Genomic DNA, 23,039 nt, shown 5'->3' with positions numbered 1-23,039 from the left:
ATGAGCAGGTAAGCGAGCAAATGCGTGCTGCCAGCATGGAAGGTGATTCCGCAGACACCGTCTGCAGAATCTTTTGCAGCGTGGCGTGACAAGCAGGGGTAATTTCGGGGTGCGCTTTTGCTTCCCTTAGCCGCTTTCTATCTTCGCCCTATGCCTACTCTCCCGCTACCGTCTGACTATCCGCAGTTCCTGGCTGAGTTGAAGGGCCACATCCGCGAAACGCAGGTACGGGCGGCGCTGGCGGTGAATTCGGAGCTGGTGCAGCTGTACTGGCGCATTGGCTACCAGATTCTGCAACGACAGCAGCAGCAAGGCTGGGGTGCTAAGGTGGTTGAGCAGCTGGCGCAGGACCTGCGCCAGGAGTTTCCGGAAGCGTCGGGCTTCTCGCCCCGCAACCTCAAGTATATGAGGGCTTTTGCCGTAGCCTGGCCGGAGCTGGCAATTGTGCAGCAGGCTGCTGCACAAATTCCGTGGTTCCACAACTGCCTGCTACTGGACAAGGTGAAAGACCCGGCCGAGCGGGCGTGGTACGTGCAGCAGACCAGTGAAAACGGCTGGAGCCGCAACGTGCTGGCCGTGCAGGTGGAAAGCGGCCTCTACCACCGACAGGGACGGGCGGTGAGCAACTTTAGTCGCACGCTGCCCGCGCCACAGTCGGAGCTGGCGCAGCAGATTCTGAAGGACCCGTACACGTTTGATTTTCTCTCCCTGGGCGCTGAGGCGAAGGAGCGGGATTTGGAGCGCGGGCTACTCGAGCATGTGCGCTCGTTCCTGCTGGAACTGGGCAAGGGCTTTGCGCTGGTGGGCAGCCAATACCGTCTGGAGGTCGGCGGGCAGGACTACTACCTGGACCTGGTATTCTATCACCTACGACTGCGGTGCTTTGTCATCATCGACCTGAAGATGGGCGAGTTCAAGCCCGAGGACAGCGGCAAGATGAATTTCTACCTGGCAGCGGCCGACGACCTGCTGCGCCACCCGACCGACCAGCCTACCATCGGGTTGGTGCTATGCAAGAGCCAAAACCGGGTGGTGGCCGAGTACGCGCTGCGCGGGCTGAGCCAGCCCATCGGGGTGGCCGAATGGCAGCTTACCACTACCCTGCCCGCCGAGCTGCGCCGCAGTTTGCCCACTTCGGAAGAGTTGGATGCTGCGCTGGGGGTGTCAGAGCCGCCAGAGGCGTAGCTATTGGCGAGGCAGGTAGGCTTAAGAGTGCTACTTTGCGCTTACTTCCTCATGCCTGCCCTTATACCGCTCTGAATGAAACCTGGCCAACGCCTTTGGACTCGCGACGAGTTGTTGCTGGCAATCAACTTGTATTGCAAACTGCCTTTTGGCCGAATGCATAGCCGAAATCCGGAAATAATTGCTTTGGCCGGCCTTATCAATCGTACTCCTGATTCGGTAGCGCTGAAGCTGATAAACTTTGCTAGCCTCGACCCTAGTCTGAACCGGGCCGGAATGAGCAATGCCAGTGAACTTGACCAGCAGGTCTGGAATGAGTTTTATGCCGACTGGTCGGACAGAGCGTACGAGAGTGAACAACTGCTCGCATACAAGCAGAATATTACACTAGAAGAGGTGGCTGCTAATTATGAACCACTCCCGCCTGTGCCGGCTGGTAGAGTTAAAGAGCAGTTGGTAAAGGTGCGGGTCAATCAGCAGTTTTTCCGCAAAACCATTATGGCTGCCTACGACAATACTTGTTGCATTACGGGGCTGCATCAGCCAGCGCTACTGGTGGCAGGGCATATCAAGCCATGGAGCGAAGATGAAGCCAATCGAATGAACCCGCGCAACGGGCTTGCACTAAATGCCCTACATGACCGCGCATTTGAATTAGGTCTGTTCACTGTTCGGCCCGACGACTATGTGATAGAGGTAGTGCCTTCTGTGCGGGCAGGAAGTCGCTCTGACGCTGCGGCGGCAGATGCATTGCTTGGGCGCTTTCACGGGCAAATGCTGAGACTGCCAGCGCGGAAGCGTTTTTTGCCCGACCCGGAGTTGTTAGCTTGGCACCGGACAAAATGGCTCTGCGTAAACTAAAAAGCAGGATACCCAAGAGTTTTGGGCATCCTGCTTTTTAGTTCATTCTCAACTATTGAGTTAAAAATTCTCCCAACTTTTGATAGAGCTCACGGGCCTGTTCTTTGTCAAACTCTAGAACCTGTTTTTTGCCCGTAGCGGGAGAAGCTCCTGAAGCTCGGCTAAAGAGTCGAAACTTCCCTGTATCGAAATTGAAGTAGCCGGTAACGGGCTTGGTTTTGTCTGGATTAGGTATGTATTCCTCCTGTTCCAGATGAGTGACATTAGCCATCTTATGAAGATTTTATTTGATTTTCTTTGCTGCTCTTCTTGTCCATTCAGATTCAGTTAACCCGACACGAGAAAGCTCTGTAGCAAGGTTAGCTGCTACGCGCTGAGCGTGTGGAAATCTTAGCTCTCCAATCCACTCCAGCTTCTTTGGAGTAGCAGTTTGAAAGAACCAGTTTGTAGTAGTTTGGTCTTGCGTGGCAACAACGGCCTGTTGGACAGCATCTGCCTTGAATTCTAAAAGCCGCATTTTTGACGGCTTTTTCTGGATAACAAACTGCTTTTGTTTTTTATTATGTTTAAGCGTAAGGTCAAACCCATCCGACGCACCGGTAACCTCTACCATCTCAATAAATGGAAATGGGTATAAGGTATCTGGTTTCTTAAGACGTACGGAATCACAAACGGGCTGCACACATATCAGATACTTCTGTTTACCTCTTTCTTTTACACAAACTACAGACCCTAACTTCAACTGTGGAGGTGGTAGGCGATAGTGAGAGCGGAAGGTTGTGAGTGCAGCAAATTCCCTGTCTTTTGAATTTGCTTCTGCTACGTTTTTAGTAAACGCAGATGTGAGTTTAGTTACTTCCCCTTTCTGGTCCGAACTTTTTAGCCACCCCAATAGTTGGTCAATCCCGCTAGGGTTATTCTTTTTGACATATCCAACAATTCCTGTTTGATTCAAGCCCTTTAGCGCGTCTAAAACTTTAGTAGAGGTGTCAGTAGGAAATTTTAAAGCATCAGCAGAGCTCAAATACTCAAGCCACTCGGCGACGGCTTGTTCATTAATGTAACGGTTTACTTCCTGGTCAAGAAGTATGTCTTCAATCTCCGCCGTGAAAAGGGATAATGGATGGCCTAATGTGTCCTCCATGGGGTCCGATAATACTCTATGGGAAAAATACGGAGCATCAACCGACTTGTTGAACTTCTGAATTAGCCGGTGAGTATTCTCACGTAATGCCCCTAGTGCATTGAGAACCAAATTAAATAGCAACCCACTAGTCATGTCTGAGAAATCTTCGATAAGTTTCCCAGGCAAATTACTGTCGCTTACTACTCTTTCTTTATTTGGTCCAATGTTCTTTTTGCTGCCTCTGTCTTTCTGGTATATACAAAGCCGGACATTTTCATTTAATGCCAGCGTATACCTGCCCTTGGTATTATTTGCGGTATTCTTAAATCCAAACTTGGTTTTGACTTTAAGAGAAATAGTGGCTAAATCTGGTTCAGAGGTATAGATTGCAAGTAGGCGCAGGCGTCCCTGGTGAGCTTCTCCATCCTCTGCTTTGTCTTCGCTTAGGATACCTTCTATCACGTTTAGCGCTGTCTCACCTTTATCATCGTTAATAAACCAGTCAACGACTACTATATCAGCTCGTCTGGCTGCTTTTTTAATTGCGTTTAACGCAGTTATATCGTCTTTTTTAGGCTTAATTACTCCGCAGACTATACCCTCTTCAGCAAAAGCATCATTGATGGCTTTTGCATAGAGATTTTCGCCCATTTTACGTTCTGTTTCTTTTTCTTTTTCCTTCTGCGCTGTACCAGCAGTACCTTCTTCGGACGGAGTTTCTATTTCCTCTGGTCCCGTTAGGTTGGGAGTATTAACATCTTCAGCCTTGATAGATATTTTCAACTCTTCGAACGTAGCATTATCATCAAACAGCATAGCTGTTTGTAGGAAACGCCTCGCGGCTGCCCTGGAGCGTTGTTTGAAAATAGGAGCTGGCGTAGGTAGAATTGCGGGCATATAAAAGGAATGGAAGCTGATTTATTTAGTCGGAACTAGGCAAAAGGTAACTGTCATTTCAGGACGTGGCTCTTCAGCTAAAGTCAAGCTGTAGTTGGCATTAGCCAGAACTTGAGCTGAAATTGCCAAGCCAAGGCCACGACCAGCCGGTTTGAAAGAAACACCACTTTCAAAAATTGATTCGCGGCGACTCTCCAAGATTGCGGGACCATTATTTGATACAAACATGGTCTTGCCACTTGCATGCAGTTCTATCACTCGCTGCTCAACTCGATGGTCCTTTAGCCAATAGATGGCATTGTCTATTAAGTTGACAAATACAGGGTAATAGACTGACGGATAGCCGGTCAGCTTGAGATTTGCAAAAGCTTTAGTATGCTTTAGCACGATGGCATGCCGGTCTAAGCGCTGTTCGAAGAGTCCCGTTAAGTATTCGACTATTTCCGTGCCTCTAATCGTCACCTCCTCACGATACAAACGCCGATGAAGTGGCGTAAATAAAGTTAGATAACCATCCAAATGGTCAAAGCTGGTACGTAGGCCTTGATATACTTTATCAAGACCTTTGTTAACATCAGCCCAATTACGAAGCAGCCGAAGTTGGTCACGAATGCTTCGAATGCTAGAATCAAACTCATGGTTGATAACTTCAATAGCCATTCCCATTTGAGTCAACTGTAAGTCTAACTCGGCACGTTCTTCTAGTGCAAGCATACGGCGCTCCACTGCCTCCATTTCATCAAGGCGAGCACCTGGATTCTCCACGTCGATTTCCTCCAGCTGTGCTCGAATTCCACGTAGCAGTTCTTGCTTGCTCTCTTTAACGTCAATCAGACGTCGTTCGAGGTCGTCGCGTACGGTGACAATATCAGCCTCCTCCATTTCGCTAAAGTCGGCTGCTGCAAAGTCAGCCAAAACTTCCCGTACCTCTTCGTTTACCGCAGTGATACTTGCTTGCACAGCCAGACGTATTTCTTCCTGGACTTTGCCAACAGCTTCATTGGTTTCGGCTCGTTCTACGCGGGTTGTTTTTTGGGCTTGGTCAGCGAGCTGCTTCAGGGCACGTTCTATCCGGACGCGGCGGTCTAACTCTAAGCGGGCTTCGTTGGCCGCAGTGGTTATCTCTTCCTCAACAGTTTGCCGGACCTTGTTAAAAACAGTGGACTGTAATTCTTGATACATGACTGAGTAGTCATCGTATTTCTGCTCCAATGCTCGACTCAAACCTATACCTTTCGGTTTAGCTACATAATACGATTCTTCCAAATTGCGCAGATTACGACGGGCCGATTCCTCAATATCCAGCACCATCTGCGCTGCCATTTTAGTATCCTTGAAAGATTTAGTTTCGACCAAACGTTGTCTCAACCCCTCGGCAAATTCCTGGGCTTGCTCAGTTGGTGCTCCTGATTCATAGGCGCGGAAAAACACCTCCAATTCTTGGTCTAACTTCTTCTTTTTGGCGGTAACTCCTTTTTCGCGTTTACGGCGAACCTCTTCCAAGCGTACCAATGCCTGCTTTCTGGCAACAAATTGTGGCTCGTATATGCCCCCATCTCGAAAAAAGTCTATAGCAAGCTGAATTATCAGATTTTTCAGGATATCCTTGAATTGCTTGTAGGCGACGTTCTCGCGGTACCCTTCACGGCCAGCTTTCTCAAGTAGGGCAGCATTATGTTGCTGGTTTATATCTACGACCCCGAACATTCGCCGGTAAGAGAAGAAATAGAAGGAAGCACTAAGTGTACGCCGCTGTTCGATGCCTAACCAGTCAAAATCAATTTGGCCGTAAGGCTGGACGCGAATACCATCTTTGTAGATATAAAGGCCTCCGAACCGGTTCAGCTTTTTTGTTATTTCGCCAAACTCAGCACTAGACTTGCTAGTGGCTAATAGAGACTCTTTATGTCGGCCTTGAATATAAGCTATATCTATCTTGAAAGGGCCGCATTCGGTGGGCTTACCCTGCCCTTGATTCCAGGGTAGAGTATAGGCAACAGGCTCATGGTCATAGACTCTTACCTTGCCCCGGAACTGGCCATACTCGTCAATAGTACCTTGAAAACTATGGTCAGCAATCTCAAACTCTTCGGGAGTAAAAAACCGGTTGCGGGTAGCCCAGTCTTCTATGCGACCAGCGCCTTGATGGTCTCGGAAAGCAGTTTTAATCACCGGCGTGGGGTGCCCCGGTGTCATCTCATTGGTGAAGCCTAGTAAAACTTTTTCTAGGTTTGAAGCCTCGTATTCAGACCTATTGTCGATATCAGCGAACAATACATCATAGGTCGGACTGATGATGAAGTGCGTGCCGTGTCCCTTGCCTGCCAGACTAAGATTTTTAACATACCCATCAACTGCACTAGGGTCGATACTCATCTTTCGGAAGTCAGCCTCAAATTGCCCACGCACCTCCTTCTCTAAGCCGATTAGGTTGTGACCAAATGCTTCCGTCATACTATCCACATCCTGCTTCGTTGGAAGGGAGCCAGCAGGGAACGTTCTTACTGGGATTTCTATATCCTCCAAGTCAAGCCCAGGCTGTTCAAAGATGCTCCAGTGGATGTAGCAAGCAACCAAGTCGTGCAGGCCATCGGCTCGCTCAGCCCGGGTTAGAATAAGAACCTGCGGACCAATAGATGCAACGGCTAGTCGACCAATGCCTTTTTCTCCCAGAATGGGCCTTTTAGGTTTTCCTGGGGCACTTGGGGGCATTTTAAGGCCCGTTTTAGCATTCAGTTTGCTTTCTGTGCCAATAGTCAGCCAACGAGATTCAAAGTCGGTGCGCGTCATACCTAAGCCGTCGTCGCGCAATACAAAGAGCTTATTCTGCCTGTAGAAGTCTATCTCCACATGGTCGGCGTACGCGTCATGCGCATTTTTGAACAGCTCACTTATCGCCGACGGAATGCCAGCTATCTGCTGCCGACCGAGCATATCGACTGCGCGGGCGCGGGTTTTGAAACGAGCCATTTTTAGTGCTGATTAGCGGTCCAGTGCGTGAGCAACTGGTGACCGATACGCCGGGCTAGCTCCGGTGGTACAGCATTACCAATCTGGCGAGCTATTTCTAACTGGCCTCCCACAAATGAATAGTCCTTGGGAAAAGTCTGCAGGGTAGCTCCTTCCCGCAAGGATATAGCTCGGTCTTCCTCCGGATGACCGAAGCGACCGTTGGAGAGGGAGTTGAATTTGGTAGTAATTGTCGGGGCCGGTTCATCCCATGACATTCGGCCGTATACGTCCGGAAAATCTTCGTCTTTCCCCACGTAGGCGGGAATCATCAACTCAGCGTTGTTGCGCCAAGCGGAGCGTTTCCCTCCGTTCTTTTCCGTGAGTTTAATGCGCTCTAGATTCTGCGGATGTAGTATGGCACTACTATGGTGGAAGCCTGTCGGGTCTTTGTGCCCTGCGGGGATAGGTGCGAACCCATTGCTGCAACCTAGAAAGTTTTTCACAGCCATATCTTCAGGCCAAGCACCTGTTGCCACGGTTGCCTCCGGAAGAGAAACTTCGCCAGGGAGACGTGTTGCAATCAAGGTGTAGCGTCTGCGTTTCTGCGGCACACCGTGAAAAGCTACCGAAACAACTCCCTCGGAAATCCGATAGGGTAATGCTGCTGTGCGTAAGCTATTCCGAAACTCATCGAGGCCGGAATCTTCGGCACGGGTCGATAAGCCTGGCACATTCTCGACTACGACGTAGGCCGGCAAAATATCCAGCACTAAGTCTCTAAAATGGTCTAGAAGGCGTTTACCCTGAGCTGATTTATTCTTGTCTGTATTAACCTTAGACCAAAACTGGCAAGGGCTGCACCCGACAAGTACCAGGTTGTCGTCGCGGCGTTTGAGCTGGGTAAGTTCGAGCAGCTTATCTGCTGTAAGTGAGTTGATGTCCTTATGCAGGAACTGCGAAGGTGTGCCGTTCGGCCTGACGTTATTGGTTTTATGTTGGTAAGTTTGAGAACAGGGAAGGTGATTGTCAACCCCTGCAACTACATCTATACCAGCTTGTAATAAGCCGTTTGTCATACCGCCAGCGCCACAGAAAAAGTCGACAGCTTGTAAAGTAGGAGGCATGTGTTAGGTAGAAATTCTATTGCTGTGTTCAGGGCAGTTTCCTACACAAGGCCGGTAACGGCAAACTTGCGAAAATACTGAACTTATGTGCTAAGCACTCCAAAGAAAGCGAATAAGTATCAATCGGCTAAGACCTGAGAGTTAAATCTAGGATTATTACAACTTATTGCTTATGCAGAATTTGCCCTGGTGATTTCTTCAAATAGTTGTCGGAGAGTGCTCTCGCGGAGAGCCGGCTTCAGCTCGCATTCCCAAACGGTAAGCACTTTCCAGCCTTTAACAGTTAAGTCAGATTGCTGACGCTCATCATTGATGACGTTACGGCCGATTTTCTCTTGCCACCACTCAGTGCGGGTTTTAGGAGCTGCTGCTTTCGGACAGCCAGGATGCTTATGCCAAAAGCAGCCGTGCACGAAAACAACCGTTTGGTACTTTGGCAGTACAAGGTCGGGCTTGCCGGGTAGGTCTTTGGTGTGGAGACGATAGCGCAGACCATGAGCGTGTAGGTACTGACGGACAAGCATTTCAGGCTTGGTGTTCTTGCCCTTAATCTGCGACATGTTGTAGCTGCGGGTAGCTGGGGAGTGTACATCTGACATATTATTAAAACGACCAAAGGGCTCAGAAGGTGCAGTTTCTAGCTACACATTTGGGCTGCTTGGTGCCGCAGCAGCGCCGTGTACTTCTTGCGGCCCTGCTCGATGAAGCCGGGCGTAGCGGTGGCGTCGAAGAGCCATACGGCGTGCGGGGCCTTCTTCTGCACGCCGATAATCAGGAAGCGGGTGGCATTCAGCGCGTCGAGGTATAGGGCAGCTTGGCGGTCGTAGTCGTACTGCTCGGCGCTGGCCAGGAAGTGCGGGAGGTCGGGGCAGCTGGTGGTTTTGAAGTCGATGAGCGTGGTGCGGCGGCCGGCGGGGCTTACCACTACCAGGTCAGGGCGAATCTTGACCTGCACGCCGGTTGCGGTGTGAGTGGCCGTGTGGGTCAGTTCGGCGGTGCCGCGGTACAGCACGTCGCGGCAGTAGCGGTGGCGGCGTACCTGACGGGCCAGCTGCTCCAACTGCTGCCAGGGGCATTTCTCCTGGGTGCGGGCGTAGGTGGCGGGCTCCAAGGTGGCGCTGTGGAAATGGGAGCCGAAAGCCAGGGCCTGCGGGTTGGGCCGGCGCAGCTGGCCTAATATCCGGGCCTTCAATTCGGAGAGGTCGGTATTGGAGACGTGAGGCAGGGCGCGGTGCTGCTCCTGGGTCAGGCCGGGGTATGAGGTGAGGTCGTGAAACATGGCAGTGGGGAAAATGGGAGTTAGCGAATGAGAGCCAGGCGGGCTGGGTCGCCTACACGATGCAGCCAGATGTGGGCGCTACCACAGCCGACCAAGTAAGCGGGCGCGGGGAAAAGCTGGCGCACGGCCGGGGCCAGGTCGCGTAGGTCGGGTAGCGGGTCGGTGGCAGCTAGTAACTCGGCGAGCTGCGCCAGTGAAGCGGCCTCAGCTTCATCGTGGGGCTGCTGCTCGATGAGTAGCTGGGGCTGTTCGGTAGTGGTATCCATGAACTGAAGATTTAAGGAGTAAGCAGGTAGCCGGATAGCCCCCACGGCGGGTACCGTGAGGGCCGTGATGCTAGGCAGCCTCGGGCAGTGCGCCGGGCTCGGCGGCGGCAGGCTCCGGCTCGTGGTGCTCTTCCTCAGCGGGCACGGTATAACCGTGCTGGATGCGCATATCGGCCGCGCCGGTGTAGGTTTCGGCGCGCCAGATGGGAAAGTCGCGGGCGAAGTCACGGCGGGCAGCTACCTCGGCCGGGTCGGCGGCCTCGTAGCTGAACTGCGCTATGTAGTAGGTGGCCGTTTTGCCTTCCTTGGTGGTCTGCTTCTTCTCGGCCGTCACCTTTACGGCCACGTCGGCCAGGGTCAGGTCGTCGTAAAACAGGGGCTCAATCAGGCGGTACAGGTTTTCGACGCTGTAGCCGTGGAAGAGCACGGCGCAAACTGCGCCCTTGTCGTCGGCAAAAAACAGCTCGGCCCACAACTTGCGGCCCATGTTCAATATGTCGTCCTGGAAGATGCGCCAGGCCAGCGGAATAAAGCGGAGCGAGTTACCGAGCGGCGTGGTGCCGCCAATGTTGAACTGACCGGCTTTGGCATCAAAGCGAATCTGGCGCGGGTGGCCGGGCAGATAGCGGAAGCGGGAAACCTGCAGAACTTCGCCGGTGGCCTCGTCGGCCTTCTCGGTGAGGTAGGCAGGCATGGCCGTAATGGGGCCGCTGAGCGTGAATGCGGGGGCCGCTGTGGTGGATGCGGCACCGGCTTCGGTAGTGGCTGTGCGCTGGGCTTTTACTTTGGTGGACATGATGGGAAATGGTTGGGGTTGGGAATGAAAAAAGGTGGGGCCTGTTGGCGGCCGGCCCCGTCGCCGTTTGCTTATTTGAATTGCTTGTCGTGGCAGAGAATGGCGCGGCCCACGATGGAATCATGGCCTCGCGCTGCGGGCTGGTGGTGATACCAGAGGTAGGTGGCCACCAGATTGAGGTAAGCCGGGTTGCGGAACTTGCCCTCGTCGTCGATGATGAGAATCAGCTCGGGCGTGAGGCGGACGACATCGACCAGACGGCAATCGAGCAGCTGGTACAACTCGGCCAGCTTGAAGCTGCGGCCGTTGGCGGGGCTCACCGGCTGCGGCTGGGCGCTGTGCGGGTCGAGCAAATGGGGCTGGTAGGTGGTAGCGGTTTTTGGCATGACGGGGCACTTTAAGGGGCCGCCCCCGGCGGGCGGCCCTTGGTGAATGGATTGGATTAATAGCCTTCGACCTCGAACATCATCTGCTCGTACTCGCCATCTTCCCACCCTTGCTGCTCCTGCTCGTGGTGGTACCATGCCTGGCGCTCCCACTCCTCCTGCTGCTCGTAATAAGCGGCCTGGGCTTCATCAGCGGCTATCGCATCGCCGCTGAGGCCGTTTAGCTCGGCCTCGGTTGGTTCGTAGTCCATGAAAAAGGGGCTTAGTGGCCCGCACCGATGCCGACGCGGGCCTGATGGCTAGAAAAGCGGGTAGCGGGCGCGGGCAGCCTGCAAGGCAGCGCCGGCCGGGCTGGCGTGGAAAGCGGCGGCAGCGGCGGCGTAAGCAGTGCGGGCCTCACGGTAGCGCATGATGGCAGCGCGAAGCTGAGTGAAGCGGCCCGGCTGGGGGCGGTATTCGTCGCGCAGCGCATACCTGGCAGCACGGGCATCAAACAGCGCTGACTGAGTGCGGGCCAGAGCTAGGCGGGCGGCAACGGTGGCCGGGTCGATGGGGGCCGGCGTGGGCTGGGGAGCGGGCTGGGGCCGGGGCGGAAACATGGCCTCCAGCCGGGCAAGGTTGGCGTGCAGGGCAGCCAGCTTGCCGGCAGCCGCGCCCACGACGGGCGCGGCTGGGGCAATGGCGACGCTAGGCATGAGCGGGGACGCCGGCAAAATCATCCTCGGCTTTCATGACCTCCCACACGGCCCCAAAGGCATAGCCGGGGTAGGCGGCGCGCAGGGCGCGAAAAGCCAGGCGCAAGGCCTCAAACGGGCATGGGGAGGAGCCGGCAAACCCACCGGCGGGCTGGCACTCCGGGCGCTGGGCCAGACTGAGCATGACGTGCCAGGAGGTGCTGCCCTTGCCATAGGTGGCGGCAGACTGCGAAACGTAGATGCCCGAGAACGAGCAGAGGGCGGGGCCTTTCCAGGCGGCAGCGGCGAGCTGCAGAAGTTGGTTGGGTTGCATGGCTGTAGATGTTAGCCGTGGGATGCCCCGCGCCGTAGGCCTCCGGGTAGGGCGGGCAGCCGGGCCTTTCCCGACTTGCTACCCAAAGATACAAACAAAATGTTTGTTAATCAAACATAATGCAACCAAATAACAGGGCTTGTTAGAATATTTTTAACCAGAAAACAGGTCGGAAAAGTGCAATTTTAGCAAGGACTGCCGAGCCTAGCCGGAACGTGGCCGACTGAACGACACCTAAATGCCTTATTGCCGGGGTTTGGGGGCGGTCAGCCACCAATGGACGCTCGGCGGAGCCGGCCTTATGAGGGTGTAGCGGCCTTTTTCAGGCTGCGGAACCCGAGGCAGATGACCGGGCGTCAGCCTGGGCATGATGGCGGGGGCTTGGGGCACTCCCCAATAAGACTCTCCGCGAAGCGGGCCTTGCTTCTGCCTGCGTGGCCTGAACGCAAGCTTTACCCGCAGGCGGCGGGCTTTTCAGCCTGCGGCCTGCAACGAAATCAGGAGGAGCTGACAGGCGGCGCGGGGCTTTTTTCTGGCCTTGCGCGGCCTGGCAGCGGTGCGGTGGGCTGGCGTCAGGGCTGCAGCTGTAGAGTCGATGGTTGCTGTTGTGTCGGTGCGGTGGGGAGAGGGCCGGGGCGACGTGCAGCAGAGGAGCGGACGCGGCGTAGCGGGGTTTTGGGCGGAGGTACGGAGCCCAAAACTCTGCGGAGCAAGGTAGCGACGAGGCCGAACGGCGGCCGGGACCGGGGCGGCTGGCAAGAGGGGCATGACGGGCGGCCTGTCCCGTAGGGCTGGTGGCACGGCAGGCGGCGGGCTGGCGGAGCGTCAGGGTCGTGTGGGGAGGCTGCCGGGGCCTCGCATGGGAGGTGCCGACCAGCGGGAGGCGGTGACCTTGCGAATTGGCAACGGCTTGCCGTGCTGTTGGCGGAGCGTCAGGAGCAGCAGGGATGGTAGCCAAGCCGACCATCGGAAGGCTGCCCGCAGGGCCGAAGCGAAGCGGAGTGGCGGACAGCCCGGCCCGAAGGGGCTGCCCAAAATAATACAAAACAACTAACGACTCTGTTGTGAATCTTGTTGCTTTTTACTACGTATGTTTGTTACAAATTATAACACAGTAACATAAACAAACGCCATGTTTAGCAGCACCAAAGCCGGGCACCTCGCACACATCCTTGCCACTTCCCTCCTCGGACAAGTGGCCGGCAATGAGCTGGTGCCGCCCGACCCCGACAAGATTGAGCAGTACGGGCACCTCGTCATTCAGGCACTGGTGGCCATCGTCACCATCTGGGCAACGGTGCGTAAGGCGCTACAAAAGTCGGAGGTAGTGGTTAAGATTCCGGCCCCGGGGTCGGCGGAAAAGGCGCCCGTCGCGCCTGCTTCCGGCCGTGTCGACGCTGAGTAAGGTACCGGCTGGCCGTTTCGCGGAGCGGACGGGGAAGCGGTCATTGCCGCAGCTGAGCGGGGTTCAGCAACGTGTCCAGACTGCGCGGTTGGCGCAGGCGGTGCCGAGCCTGGGGGCGGCGTATGCTCAGGCTTTAGCCCGGTGGTTGGGTGACCCGGTGCTTCGGCTGGCGGGGCGGCCGATTATTACGGAGTGCTACCGGTCGCCGGAGCGGCAGGAGGAGCTCTATAAGCAGGGACGCAGCAAGCCCGGGCCGATTGTGACCTATAAGCGCGGGGGTGAATCGAAGCATAATAAGCTGCCCACGCCGGCGCTGGATGTGGCGTTTATCCTGCCTGATGGGGAGGTGTCGTGGTCGGGGCTACTGCTGAGCAAGTTTGCGCGGCTGATGAAAGCGGCCGATGCGCGGGTGCGTTGGGGCGGCGACTGGCCGGGGTTCAAGGACCGGCCGCATTTTGAGGTGTAGAGTGGAAATGAAGCGAGCGGACCAGATGGTCCGCTCGTTTTGGTTATAGCTAATTGTTGGCTGGAATGGCACACCAAGTATCAAGTGCTTCGGCCAAACGGATTACTTCGGGCTTGAGCTTTTTCCACAAGTCGCTGTCAGTATCAGCTATGGCGGGATAGAGGTCGTTGCCGTTTTCCTGACTGGCATAAACCTTCCATGGCCACCACTCATTGCTGTTGAATGGTACGGGAATTGGGCCCGGACTCATAGCCGCAGAAATCTCATTTGGCCAAGGAGCAGAGGCCCCTGTATCACCCTGATGCCAGTCAATCCGGTCAAATCTCACGCCGTACATCAGCTTCCCATCAAGAAACTCGAGTACAATAGCATAACGCCCCCAAGGCAGGTCATCGAAGATGCCAGTAGGCGATGGACGTCGAATAAGAAATCCCCGATAAGTTTCCGCTCCGAAGAACCCCTTATACTTCCAGTGTTCTGCGCCCACAGTGCCGGGCACTGCAGCGACCAAGCCCTGGGTGAGACGGCTAAGAAGCTGTTGACGCAATGCGCCGATGGAAGCATGAATTTCGAATGCTGTCCGCACGTTGGCGGCAGATGTTGCCAGTGTGGCGGCTACTTCTTGTTCCTGCATAAGTTGTGCTGGCTTTGTGCTTTCAAATTGTAGCCACTGCTCGATGTGCTGGCGAAACTGGCGCAGGAAGATGCGCAGGCTTTCGGGGTGAACGGCTTGATGCCAGTCATGGAGAAGGTCCAGAATAAAGCTGCGGTATGTGATGTTGATGTAATGCCCCGAACTGGTGAGTGCTTTACGGTCATCAGGATGCAGGCTATCGGAATTCGGGGCCCTTTCTTCGCGGCTGAGATAAACAAGCAGGTAGCTTTCGTTGTGCCGGTGCTGCAGGAGCTTTCGGTAGGAAGCCAACTGCTGGGGCTGGTCGATAGTCTGGTTGCGGGGCTTGTTCTCCAAGCAGATGCCAAAGGAATGGTCAGCCGCTGTCAGCAGCATATCCAGTTGGCCGTATTCGGCATGGCGACGCTCGGCTTCTACTTTCCAGCGGGTTTTGGGGAGTCGGGCACCAACAGCAGGCTGTAGCTGCAGCCGTTTAATGAACAATTCCTGGAATAGGGTGCCTTGGCCATGGTCCTCGTTGGGGTCGAGAAAAAAAGCCAGCATGTGGGTAGATGGCACTTCACCCCAACCGGACAGAAAGCGGAACGGGGTGAAGTCGCGAGCGGTATATTGGTTTACCAAGCGGTTTTCTTGGTCCACCCGGCTTACGGTTGAGGCTACGGCATTCAGGCACGCAGTCAGATTATTCATATATGAAATTAATGGCTGTATTGAACGGGCCGAAGTTGCGAACTTTACATCAGATGCCGACTCTCAGCCCTCCTTCTTTTACCTAACTGACCATGGCGCATACCCGTATTCTCTCTACCGGCGTCGGTCATACACCGAAAGGATTTCTGTCATTACACTGCACTAGTGAGCAGCAGGCCACGCCGCACTCATCGGGCCGTGTTATAGCAAAAGGCGAATCAGGCATCAGCCTGCAGGTGAAGTGCCGGAGCTGCGGAGCAGACTCTGTCTATCAGATGGAACAGCTGCCACAAGGCTACCAGGTATATCAGGTGCGCATCACTGGTGAAGACGGGCCGCATCTGCCGAAGGAGCTACGACCTCTACCCTATCTGGAGGAGTCATTCAGCGTTGTGGCTGTCTCAGCGCAGGATGCGCACGAGCGGGCAGAATTTGCGCACTCGTTGCGGCTGGCCGGTCACCTTACACAGTACTACATCGATGGGACCCTGCACCTGGATGAGCGGTTCTGAACTTTGCGCCTAGTGCAGGCCGGCCGCTTACCTCGCGTTGCGTCGTCCTACCTGTCATGGAAGATATAGGAGCGGCTGACGCTAAGCATGGACCTGATTACAGCTTCCAGTATTTACGGCTCACTCCAAAGCTGCCTTTAGGGCGAGGGGTAATACCCAAGCTGTGACAATACTGCTGGTATTGCTCCTCCAATTCCCCATCAGGCAGCGGCAGTGACGTTTTAAGCAGTCTGGATATTGCGGGGTTGGTTACCCGGCCGTCGCGCTCCGCATTGCTGCTGTGCTTGTCGAATGTATTGTTCTGGTAGCCAATAAACCGGCTTGGAGCAAAGCGCATCTGCCCCCCGTCGTGGTAAGCCAGAAAGCACGTGCCCTGTTCGATAAACCGCCGGGCTTCCTGTTGCTCATCAGTAGAACCCGCTTGGATGTAATGCTCCAGCTTTTTCAAGTTTGCAGTGAGGTGTTCGAGGGTAGCAACGGTTTTCATCTGGAAGTAGCTTATGATGGAGTAGGGAGCAATAAACGACAGGTTTCATCAGTTTCAAACCACTTGCTCAGCATATGCACTAACACGCGCGCTTTGTCAGACGCACATGAGCCAGCATGGATAGGCTAGCGGTGCCGGCCCCGCTGCATCTTGTTGAAGACGTAGGTAACGACGCCCCAAACCTCGAACCGGTCGCCCAGCCGGCTGGTGTCGATGGGGCTATGGGTGGGGTTGTCGGGGATGAGCCAGTAATCGTTGGCGCGCTTTTCAAGCCGCTTGACGGTAAACTCTCCATCAACAGCTGCCACCACGATGTCGCCTGGCTCAGGGGTGAGGGAGCAGTCAACGGCCATCAGGGCTCCGTCGGCAATGTGCGAGGGGGCTCCGTCCATGCTGGTACCCTGGACGCGTGCCAGATAGGTGCAGTCGGGACGGGGCACCAACAGGTTATTCAGGTCGATTTTGCTGAGAGGCGCCCCGTCGGCGAGGCCGGGGAAGCCGGCCGGAACGGGCGTTTCGCACTGGATGAGCCACAGGGGCTCCTGAATGACCTGCAGAATTTCGACGGTGGACATAAGACTATCGGTAGGAGTGAACGGGCGTATGCAACGGCAATAATACTAACAAAGTTAGTAGATGTTTAACCAATATAGTTAGTAACTAGTATTTGTAGCTGGCTGGGGCTGGCTGCGCAGTGAACAGCGGGTCGTTTTAGCGCCTGGAGCGTACTAAAAAATGTGCGGGGCAGCAGATTTGATGGCAGCAGTAGCCCGTCAAACAATGACCTTTGCAAACGAGCAATAAACCTGTTAAGATGAACGCCATGCTTTACCTGCCCCACCAGCCGCCGCAACTGGTATCCTTTGAGGGCCTTTGTATGCCGGACCCGGCAACCGGATTTGCGCGGGTGCCTGACCAGGTGCCGGCGCTACTAGGCTGCGCGCCGGGGCTGGTGGATGTACTGGCCAGCGGGCCGGAATACGTAGCCTACTCGGTGTTCGATAGTGAGGAGGAGGCAAACCCGGCGGCTATGGCTGCGGTGGCCGCCGTGTCGGGGGTAGCGTTTGATGCGGAGGATGAGGATGCGATATTGTGTGGGGCAGTGCTGGTTGTGCAATGTTGATATTGCTATTGCGGCTCACGTAATGGGCAACTCTGCCTAACGCATGTAAAAAAGCAATGAAAAAGCAATGAAAAAGCAGTCTATCAAGAGCCACTTAAAAGACTACTCTATCTACCAGAAAAGGTGGACTACTATCAACCATGCTTTTGCAGCTGCGCTATCAGCTGCTGATGAGTACAACGAACAATCTATCGAGGAAGCCCTCAAAATACTTGGTCAGGACCCGAGCGGTGACCTTACGTGCGTATACTGCGATAAACCAGCTGAAACCTGGGACCATGTATCCTCGACAGTTAGCAAAGGAGAATTCTCAGGTATCGGGCATCAAATTGGTAATCTGGTCCCGTGTTGTAAAGCCTGCAACTCCAGCAAAGGCAGTAAAACATGGACTGCATATATTCAGTCCTGTAACTTAGACCAGGCGACCAAGCAACAAAAACTGATAATGATTGCGCGCTATATCAGCCAAGGCGTGGTTAATACGAGGGAAATCATCGATGAACACTGTAGCCGCGAAGTCACGGAGTTAAGCGCTATAAAGTCTAAAATCTATGACCTCATGAAGAAAGCGGACGAAATTTCGACTGCTGTTCGGCAGAGAGTACGTGAAAACAAAAAATAGGCTCGCTCCTTTTGAAAGCATCAAACATGCTATTACCTAATGCTTCGAATCCATCTACAGATTCCAAAAATTTTCTAGGGTGTAGACGTAGCAGGAATCATCAGGTGATGAGTAACCTTTTACATTGTAAAGGTTAGCCGGTACGTAGCAAATTTGGGTTTGTGGCGACTCTACGCAGTATAAGCCTGCTCCAATTGTAGACAGCTTAGTATTGAGTGTTACAATGACAGTATTATAGTCAGTGTATTTGCTTATATGGCGCCGCAAATCCTTGCGCGTCTGGTCAGGACTCGTGCAGGAAAAGTTAAATTTATCGACTTCCTCCTTTCTAATAGCCAAGTTTTTAAAGCTGAACATATTAATCCTATAATGACTCTCATTAACGGATGTAGCTTTTCTGCCAATACCTAGTGAAACTTTGGCTGGTTCAAAAAGCTCGACAAGCTTTCTCGCCCGCTCCTGCTCAAATCCCATCAGAATTACTAAATGAATGCCCTTCGCAGGGTTCATTTCCCCACCATAGCCTAGCACGGAGCGCACAGTACCTACTCCTCGCGTAAGCCATTTTTTAGACTGGGGGTCACCGACAGAATATTCCTGCGCTGCTGCATAGACAAATGTGATATTGCAGCTTGATTTGTGGAATACTATTGTGAGCACCCGAAGCAGAATTAGCAATGCTTCGTGGGTGAAGGTGGTTATATCCACTACGCATATGCGCACTTCTTCCTTAGCCAGAACACTAAGCCTGCTAACAAGAGTGTTAGCAGTAGCAATGGGGTCGTTATGCCGTAATGGAGCTTCGGTAGCAGATGCAGCAAACCGCTGCAGCAGTATCGACTTGTTTGCTTTGAATTTGGGGCCAAGGCCAGCGGGGTCCTCGCTAAAGCAAATCAGGGATTTACTGATTCTGCCAGGCGTTAATGCCTTTGCAATCGACAAGCAACGAGTCTCGAAGCTTGCGCAGCAAATAAACAGGTCGATGTTGTCTGGATAAAGTGAGGCCAGGTCGGAGAGCTGGACCTTGTCTACGTTATTCATTGCCTTCGCCGTCGAAGAGTGAGTGTTGACCACTTGCCTTACGTGTGGTGGCTTCGCCTAGCCAGCCCTTCGTCTTAAATTTAGTCACAAAGCTCTTGTGGTCTTTCATGGCCGCCCTCAAGTCAGTATTGGTGATGAACTTGTCGCCTGCGAAACTTTCAGCAATTAGGTTGAAAGAAGGGGCAAGACGACGGCTCAGTGTATAGCGCCTAGTGCGTCCAGTGCCTTCGCGGTTGCCAACAGTGCTCTCCTGAAGGTAGCCGTAACGGACCCCTAGCTTGAGTACTTCCAGAATGTCCGGCTCAGGAGTATTAGTCAGAGCAATTGAAATAATTCGTCGGGTAGAAGCATCAGAGAAGAGAATTACTTCGAACATGCCGCCCATTGAGTTAATCAAATTGCGCAACTTGACGGCATTACCAGCATCAGACGAGTCATCATTTACGAGCTTGTCCAAGTCCTCGTGAAGGTATTCTTCCGAATAGTTTCTAATTACCTTACTCTGGGTAGCAGGGTCGATGCTCAATACCTGACGGGGCTCTTGCCCCTTCAACTTGGCTACTTTTTCAATATTAGCTTTTTCTGCACTGTACATGCGAGAGGCCAGCTCCAGAAAATGACGGATAATGCCGGAAGAGATGTCAACCATATCCCGGAAGCCCGCATAGAGAAAAGTCATCCGCGACTTACTGGCCCCGCCCAAGGTTTTCAAATATTCTGAAGAGGCGTACCGATAACCTTTGTCCGTGGCGCGGTAGCCATCAGGGGTGACAATTTCCCCGGATTTTATTTTATCGTAAATGGCGTCAATTTTATTAGTCTGAGTCTTATCATCAGGGAAGAAATCGTAGGCTGAAACAGGAAAACCAGCGTTTCTAAGGCGCTTCTCCACAATCGCACACATGCGGTCCTTGTAATGGTCCTTCTGCGAGGTGTACAGAGTAGCAATGTTCACCTCGTTAAAGTCGTGTGGTGAATCTATAGTAATCCCACTCGAAGTGCGGAAAGTTGAATAGTTCAGCTGCGTAGAAATTTTGAGACTAACCCGTGCGCTGGTGCGATATGACACCCAAGTGTTTAATATGACTGTCTGAATGTCGCTCAGATTATCAGCATCATCAATTAGCAGGAAGACGGGGCCTCCAGGCATAAAGGAAAGCTGTCTCAGCCGGTCCAGCAGAGGAAAAAGGAAATCCAGGTAGACGCAGATAGAGTCATTGTAGCGTATGGGCTCCTCGCTAAATGAGATGCTTCTCACATACTGGTCAACATCATTTTTGAGCGAAAAACAGAGGGTTTCAATCTCCTCAAAGATGGCAGCCGTCGAAATCTCAACCGGCAGCGGCTCTATCTTTTTATTATAGCCGCTTTCCTGCGCTTTCCGTGTGAATAGCTTGTAGAAGTCCCTGGCCTCTTGGCGTACTTCAGGACTATCGTATTCACCCGAGGTAACAACCTGCGCTATGCTGTTGAAAGCTCTGGTGGCAATGTAGGTTACAAGTAGGTGCTCGTTAAGCAGCAGGTTGGCGTGCCGCTGTACGCGCTCAAGGTCAACTATATTAAGGCTGGTTTGCTTAATGGGTACATAGATGGAAAAATACTCATGTTCGCGCAGGGGTTTTTCTTGTTTAAGCTCCTGACAATCAGGAAGCATGAAACGAAACATCATGCTCTTTCCTGAGCCGCGTGGACCATTCAGAAAAGTGTGGCCCGGCTTTGGAACGCGCTTAAAGTCAGCGAATACATCTACGAACAGCTCAACAGTATCTGCAGCTGAAATATCCTCTGGGGTCTGGACTGCAAAGGGGTCGGATGTAATATTCATACTGCTGGTGTTGTGGAATTTTTAAGACCATCCAAGCGCTCCTTGAGAGTCGCTCCATCAATGACTCGACCTTCAAATGTTATATCAACCCCACACATATCTGCTACAGAATTATCTGCAAACCTTGGGTAACCACGCTCAGTTAATTGATAGCCTATTGTTTCGTGCACAGGCGAACGGTCACCATCATCAACTACACTAATTTTTACTGTTATCTTCTTAATCTGTAAATGGGACGGGAAAAAGCGCATGCAGTACACACACTCCTGATACATTTTAAAGGTGCGCTTAAATATTTCATCGAGGAGATAAACTTCTTCGATTATAGGGCTCCCTTGTGCGTCTACACCTATGCCTTTGCCATATAATTTGTCAACTTGGTTAGCCTCCACCTCAAAACTTAGCTTTACCTCGTGGTCGACTGAGTTGACAGCTACAGAGTAAAGGGCCAAAGCATAAGCATGGTATACTTCGCTCGAAACAGGAATTCTCCCTTGGTCGAATAGGTATCGAGCACCTCGACTACGGTCATCTGCCAATTCATCAGCGAAACGAAGCAACGCGGCAAGAAAACGCGGATGAAACTCTATACCGTCAAAGTCATCCTTTATAGGCAGGCCCCTCTCAATGGTGTCTTTATCGCCATCTGCTAATTTCCCGCCATGCGCCCTAGCTATTTGTAAAATATAGCTTTGTTCTGCTCTGTCTACAGGCAGATGTGTAAGCAAAGGCTGAGCATTCTGTTCATGATTAATTCGGCCAGCTTCGATGTGGCCAGCGTCGTGGACCTGAATAGCCGATAGCAATAGAAAAATTTCGTAAGGGGTCAGTGCTATCTTATCACCAGCGCCTAACAGGTCTGACGCTCGTTGAATAACTCTTTTAATGTGCTCTGGACCGTGGTCTGTCAAGTACCCCCCATCAATCATCATGGCCCTCTGGTTGACGTGCGGGTGCACATTCCTTACTAGCCATGATTCAAATGTGCTGTAGGCGTGGTAGTAATTATTCGTTGTGAACGAGGGGAATAACTCAGCTTGCTCCGCTGCTTTCTTGAATCGAGCAACTAATGTTTTAGGTACACGGGGCATAGACGCTTATTGATTACAATTTAGAATAGCATCAAACACTGCCCGCGCCAGTAAAGGGGGCACAGCATTGCCCACCTGTTGCTGCTGAAAGCCAATGCTGCCTTTGAATTCGAAATTGTCGGGGAAGCTCTGGAGCCGGGCAGCCTCACGCACAGACAGCCCGCGGTGCTGTGTGGGGTGGATAAGCATGTTCTTGCGGTAGTTCCCGATGACTATAGAGGGCCGCTCTGCGTGCAAACGATGGTAGATGCCGGTGTGGCAACGCGAATGGTCTTTGTAGTTGTCCATCAGCTCGGCAGGTATATTCTCCCAATTTCCACCCTGCGGAATATGGGCGTAACGTTTAACTACGCCGGCAGCATTACGTGATACTAAGTGGCCGACGCACTCCTGAAGGTCACCACGCAGGGCACGGGCATATGCTGACGGCTCCGTACTGCGGTAAGGTAAACGGTCAGAATTAGCGCCGATTTCCAAGGGCGGCAGGTCTGCGAAAGCCTCATCAACGGTAACAGGTGGGGTGCAAAGCTGTGGTACATGCACCTCATGGCCATGCAGGGAAGCAATGGCGAAAAAACGGTTGCGCCGTTGGGGTACGCCAAAGTGGGCAGCGTTGAGCACCTGGCTGGTGACTGTATAGCCCAATCCCCGTAACTGGTCGAGGACGGTCTGTAGAAAAAGGCCATCGGCAGTTTCAGTGAAGCCCTTCACATTCTCGAATACAATCCATTCGGGAAGCGGCGTGAACATCTGCACGACTCGTAGAAACTCAGCGTAAAGCCAGTTATTAGTATTCTCGGCCGAGCGAGTGCGCTGATTGGAGGTTGAGAAGCCTTGGCAGGGCGGTCCGCCGAAGATGACCAGCGGTTCATTGCGTGGCACATCCAGATGCACGAGGTGCCGAATATCATCAGCAAACAGTAGCACATCAGGATGGTTGGCGCGGTAGGTGTGAGCAGCATGGGGGTCATTCTCGACTGCTGCATGCACTCGAATGCCTGCCTGCCTAGCTCCGACACTCATGCCGCCGGCGCCGGAGAAGAGGTCAACGCCTATCATTTTTGTCTTATAACTTGTTCAGGGAGAATGTAATGAGCAGGCCAATACCAGCGCTTATGTGGAGCTTGCAAGGTGCTGCAACTATGGCAGTACGGACCCTGAAAAGCACACAAAGGCTTACAGGGTTGGCGTGTATATACACTACAAAGAAAGAACTTTAACGGGTCGTAAACCTATTTTTTCAGCCAAGTACCCATGAATTTT

26 protein-coding genes are annotated in these 23,039 nt (G+C 53.1%); 7 read left to right on the top strand and 19 right to left on the bottom strand.

Translation table 11 applies throughout. The annotated features are described in order from the left end of the window. Positions 1–150: 150 nt before the first annotated feature. Both BUB62_RS13350 and BUB62_RS13345 read left to right on the top strand, forming a co-directional pair. Positions 151–1,185 carry a PDDEXK nuclease domain-containing protein gene (locus tag BUB62_RS13350; protein WP_073110825.1) on the top strand — a complete coding sequence of 345 codons (1,035 nt, stop codon included), beginning with the start codon at positions 151–153 and terminating at the stop codon, positions 1,183–1,185. Positions 1,186–1,260: 75 nt separating this feature from the next. Further along, on the top strand, positions 1,261–2,046 hold the full coding sequence (locus tag BUB62_RS13345; protein ID WP_073110823.1) for an HNH endonuclease: 786 nt from the start codon (positions 1,261–1,263) through the stop codon (positions 2,044–2,046). Positions 2,047–2,098: 52 nt separating this feature from the next. On the opposite strand, the gene BUB62_RS13340 is transcribed toward BUB62_RS13345, so the two are convergent. The 12 genes from BUB62_RS13340 to BUB62_RS13285 all read right to left on the bottom strand — a co-directional run bounded on the left by BUB62_RS13340 (position 2,099) and on the right by BUB62_RS13285 (position 11,880). Beyond that, entirely contained in the window at positions 2,099–2,317 is a 219-nt protein-coding gene (locus BUB62_RS13340) for a hypothetical protein (RefSeq protein WP_073110822.1), read from the bottom strand. 12 nt (positions 2,318–2,329) lie between these two features. Next, the gene (locus BUB62_RS13335) at positions 2,330–4,069 is read right to left on the bottom strand and encodes a response regulator receiver domain (RefSeq protein ID WP_143164164.1); all 1,740 of its coding nucleotides are present in this window, start codon (positions 4,067–4,069) and stop codon (positions 2,330–2,332) included. A gap of 21 nt (positions 4,070–4,090) precedes the next feature. Continuing rightward, positions 4,091–7,039 (bottom strand): ATP-binding protein, encoded by a 2,949-nt coding sequence (locus BUB62_RS13330; protein WP_073110818.1) that lies wholly within the window; start codon positions 7,037–7,039, stop codon positions 4,091–4,093. A gap of 2 nt (positions 7,040–7,041) precedes the next feature. Continuing rightward, on the bottom strand, positions 7,042–8,145 hold the full coding sequence (locus BUB62_RS13325; RefSeq protein ID WP_073110817.1) for a DNA cytosine methyltransferase: 1,104 nt from the start codon (positions 8,143–8,145) through the stop codon (positions 7,042–7,044). A gap of 170 nt (positions 8,146–8,315) precedes the next feature. Next, positions 8,316–8,744, bottom strand: coding sequence for a very short patch repair endonuclease (locus tag BUB62_RS13320; protein ID WP_073110815.1), 429 nt, complete (start codon positions 8,742–8,744; stop codon positions 8,316–8,318). A gap of 38 nt (positions 8,745–8,782) precedes the next feature. Next, positions 8,783–9,424, bottom strand: a complete 642-nt coding sequence (locus BUB62_RS13315; RefSeq protein ID WP_073110813.1) for a PD-(D/E)XK nuclease-like domain-containing protein — start codon at positions 9,422–9,424, stop codon at positions 8,783–8,785. A 20-nt stretch (positions 9,425–9,444) separates the two neighbouring features. Beyond that, positions 9,445–9,690 carry a hypothetical protein gene (locus BUB62_RS13310; protein WP_073110811.1) on the bottom strand — a complete coding sequence of 82 codons (246 nt, stop codon included), beginning with the start codon at positions 9,688–9,690 and terminating at the stop codon, positions 9,445–9,447. Between the two features lie 70 nt (positions 9,691–9,760). Beyond that, a complete protein-coding gene (locus tag BUB62_RS13305; RefSeq protein ID WP_073110809.1) occupies positions 9,761–10,486 on the bottom strand; it encodes a hypothetical protein in 726 nt (241 codons plus the stop codon). A 71-nt stretch (positions 10,487–10,557) separates the two neighbouring features. Continuing rightward, positions 10,558–10,872 (bottom strand): DUF3846 domain-containing protein, encoded by a 315-nt coding sequence (locus tag BUB62_RS13300; RefSeq protein WP_073110807.1) that lies wholly within the window; start codon positions 10,870–10,872, stop codon positions 10,558–10,560. A gap of 56 nt (positions 10,873–10,928) precedes the next feature. Beyond that, a complete protein-coding gene (locus BUB62_RS13295) occupies positions 10,929–11,123 on the bottom strand; it encodes a hypothetical protein (protein WP_073110805.1) in 195 nt (64 codons plus the stop codon). A 48-nt stretch (positions 11,124–11,171) separates the two neighbouring features. Next, positions 11,172–11,567: a hypothetical protein gene (locus BUB62_RS13290; RefSeq protein WP_073110803.1), complete on the bottom strand. Its 396-nt coding sequence runs from the start codon at positions 11,565–11,567 to the stop codon at positions 11,172–11,174. Continuing rightward, a complete protein-coding gene (locus BUB62_RS13285) occupies positions 11,560–11,880 on the bottom strand; it encodes a hypothetical protein (RefSeq protein ID WP_073110801.1) in 321 nt (106 codons plus the stop codon). Before BUB62_RS13285 ends, BUB62_RS13290 begins: the two co-directional genes overlap by 8 nt. A 1,195-nt stretch (positions 11,881–13,075) precedes the next feature. Here BUB62_RS13285 and BUB62_RS13280 point away from each other — a divergent pair. After that, positions 13,076–13,285 carry a hypothetical protein gene (locus BUB62_RS13280; protein ID WP_143164163.1) on the top strand — a complete coding sequence of 70 codons (210 nt, stop codon included), beginning with the start codon at positions 13,076–13,078 and terminating at the stop codon, positions 13,283–13,285. A 259-nt stretch (positions 13,286–13,544) separates the two neighbouring features. Then, positions 13,545–13,751 carry a M15 family metallopeptidase gene (locus BUB62_RS19600; protein WP_234988694.1) on the top strand — a complete coding sequence of 69 codons (207 nt, stop codon included), beginning with the start codon at positions 13,545–13,547 and terminating at the stop codon, positions 13,749–13,751. Positions 13,752–13,800: 49 nt separating this feature from the next. Here the strand turns inward: BUB62_RS19600 and BUB62_RS13270 are convergent, their stop codons facing one another. Continuing rightward, a complete protein-coding gene (locus tag BUB62_RS13270; protein WP_073110797.1) occupies positions 13,801–15,075 on the bottom strand; it encodes a PD-(D/E)XK nuclease family protein in 1,275 nt (424 codons plus the stop codon). 92 nt (positions 15,076–15,167) lie between these two features. Here BUB62_RS13270 and BUB62_RS19075 point away from each other — a divergent pair, with 92 nt between their 5' ends. Then, a complete protein-coding gene (locus BUB62_RS19075) occupies positions 15,168–15,587 on the top strand; it encodes a hypothetical protein (RefSeq protein WP_143164162.1) in 420 nt (139 codons plus the stop codon). Between the two features lie 97 nt (positions 15,588–15,684). Here the strand turns inward: BUB62_RS19075 and BUB62_RS13260 are convergent, their stop codons facing one another. Together BUB62_RS13260 and BUB62_RS13255 are read right to left on the bottom strand one after the other, a co-directional pair. Next, on the bottom strand, positions 15,685–16,074 hold the full coding sequence (locus tag BUB62_RS13260; RefSeq protein ID WP_073110793.1) for a hypothetical protein: 390 nt from the start codon (positions 16,072–16,074) through the stop codon (positions 15,685–15,687). A 125-nt stretch (positions 16,075–16,199) separates the two neighbouring features. After that, positions 16,200–16,649 carry a LexA family protein gene (locus BUB62_RS13255; protein ID WP_073110790.1) on the bottom strand — a complete coding sequence of 150 codons (450 nt, stop codon included), beginning with the start codon at positions 16,647–16,649 and terminating at the stop codon, positions 16,200–16,202. A gap of 239 nt (positions 16,650–16,888) precedes the next feature. Here BUB62_RS13255 and BUB62_RS13250 point away from each other — a divergent pair, with 239 nt between their 5' ends. Beyond that, positions 16,889–17,197, top strand: a complete 309-nt coding sequence (locus tag BUB62_RS13250) for a hypothetical protein (protein ID WP_073110789.1) — start codon at positions 16,889–16,891, stop codon at positions 17,195–17,197. A gap of 67 nt (positions 17,198–17,264) precedes the next feature. Beyond that, positions 17,265–17,819, top strand: a complete 555-nt coding sequence (locus BUB62_RS13245; RefSeq protein WP_073110787.1) for an HNH endonuclease — start codon at positions 17,265–17,267, stop codon at positions 17,817–17,819. 54 nt (positions 17,820–17,873) lie between these two features. Here the strand turns inward: BUB62_RS13245 and BUB62_RS13240 are convergent, their stop codons facing one another. The 4 genes from BUB62_RS13240 to BUB62_RS13225 are packed head-to-tail and all read right to left on the bottom strand — an operon-like array spanning position 17,874 to position 22,835. Further along, positions 17,874–18,860 carry a hypothetical protein gene (locus BUB62_RS13240; RefSeq protein ID WP_073110785.1) on the bottom strand — a complete coding sequence of 329 codons (987 nt, stop codon included), beginning with the start codon at positions 18,858–18,860 and terminating at the stop codon, positions 17,874–17,876. Further along, positions 18,853–20,685, bottom strand: coding sequence for an ORC-CDC6 family AAA ATPase (locus tag BUB62_RS13235; protein WP_143164161.1), 1,833 nt, complete (start codon positions 20,683–20,685; stop codon positions 18,853–18,855). The genes BUB62_RS13240 and BUB62_RS13235 overlap by 8 nt, the downstream gene beginning before the upstream one ends. Then, a complete protein-coding gene (locus BUB62_RS13230) occupies positions 20,682–21,776 on the bottom strand; it encodes an HD domain-containing protein (RefSeq protein ID WP_073110781.1) in 1,095 nt (364 codons plus the stop codon). The genes BUB62_RS13235 and BUB62_RS13230 overlap by 4 nt, the downstream gene beginning before the upstream one ends. 6 nt (positions 21,777–21,782) lie before the next feature. After that, positions 21,783–22,835, bottom strand: a complete 1,053-nt coding sequence (locus tag BUB62_RS13225; RefSeq protein WP_073110779.1) for a DNA cytosine methyltransferase — start codon at positions 22,833–22,835, stop codon at positions 21,783–21,785. Positions 22,836–23,039 lie beyond the last annotated feature (204 nt).

Origin of the sequence: Hymenobacter daecheongensis DSM 21074, assembly GCF_900141805.1 — a bacterium.
Taxonomy (GTDB): Bacteria; Bacteroidota; Bacteroidia; order Cytophagales; family Hymenobacteraceae; genus Hymenobacter; species Hymenobacter daecheongensis.
The sequence above is the reverse complement of the archived record's forward strand: the minus strand, read 5'-3'. Positions and strand labels throughout refer to the sequence as shown.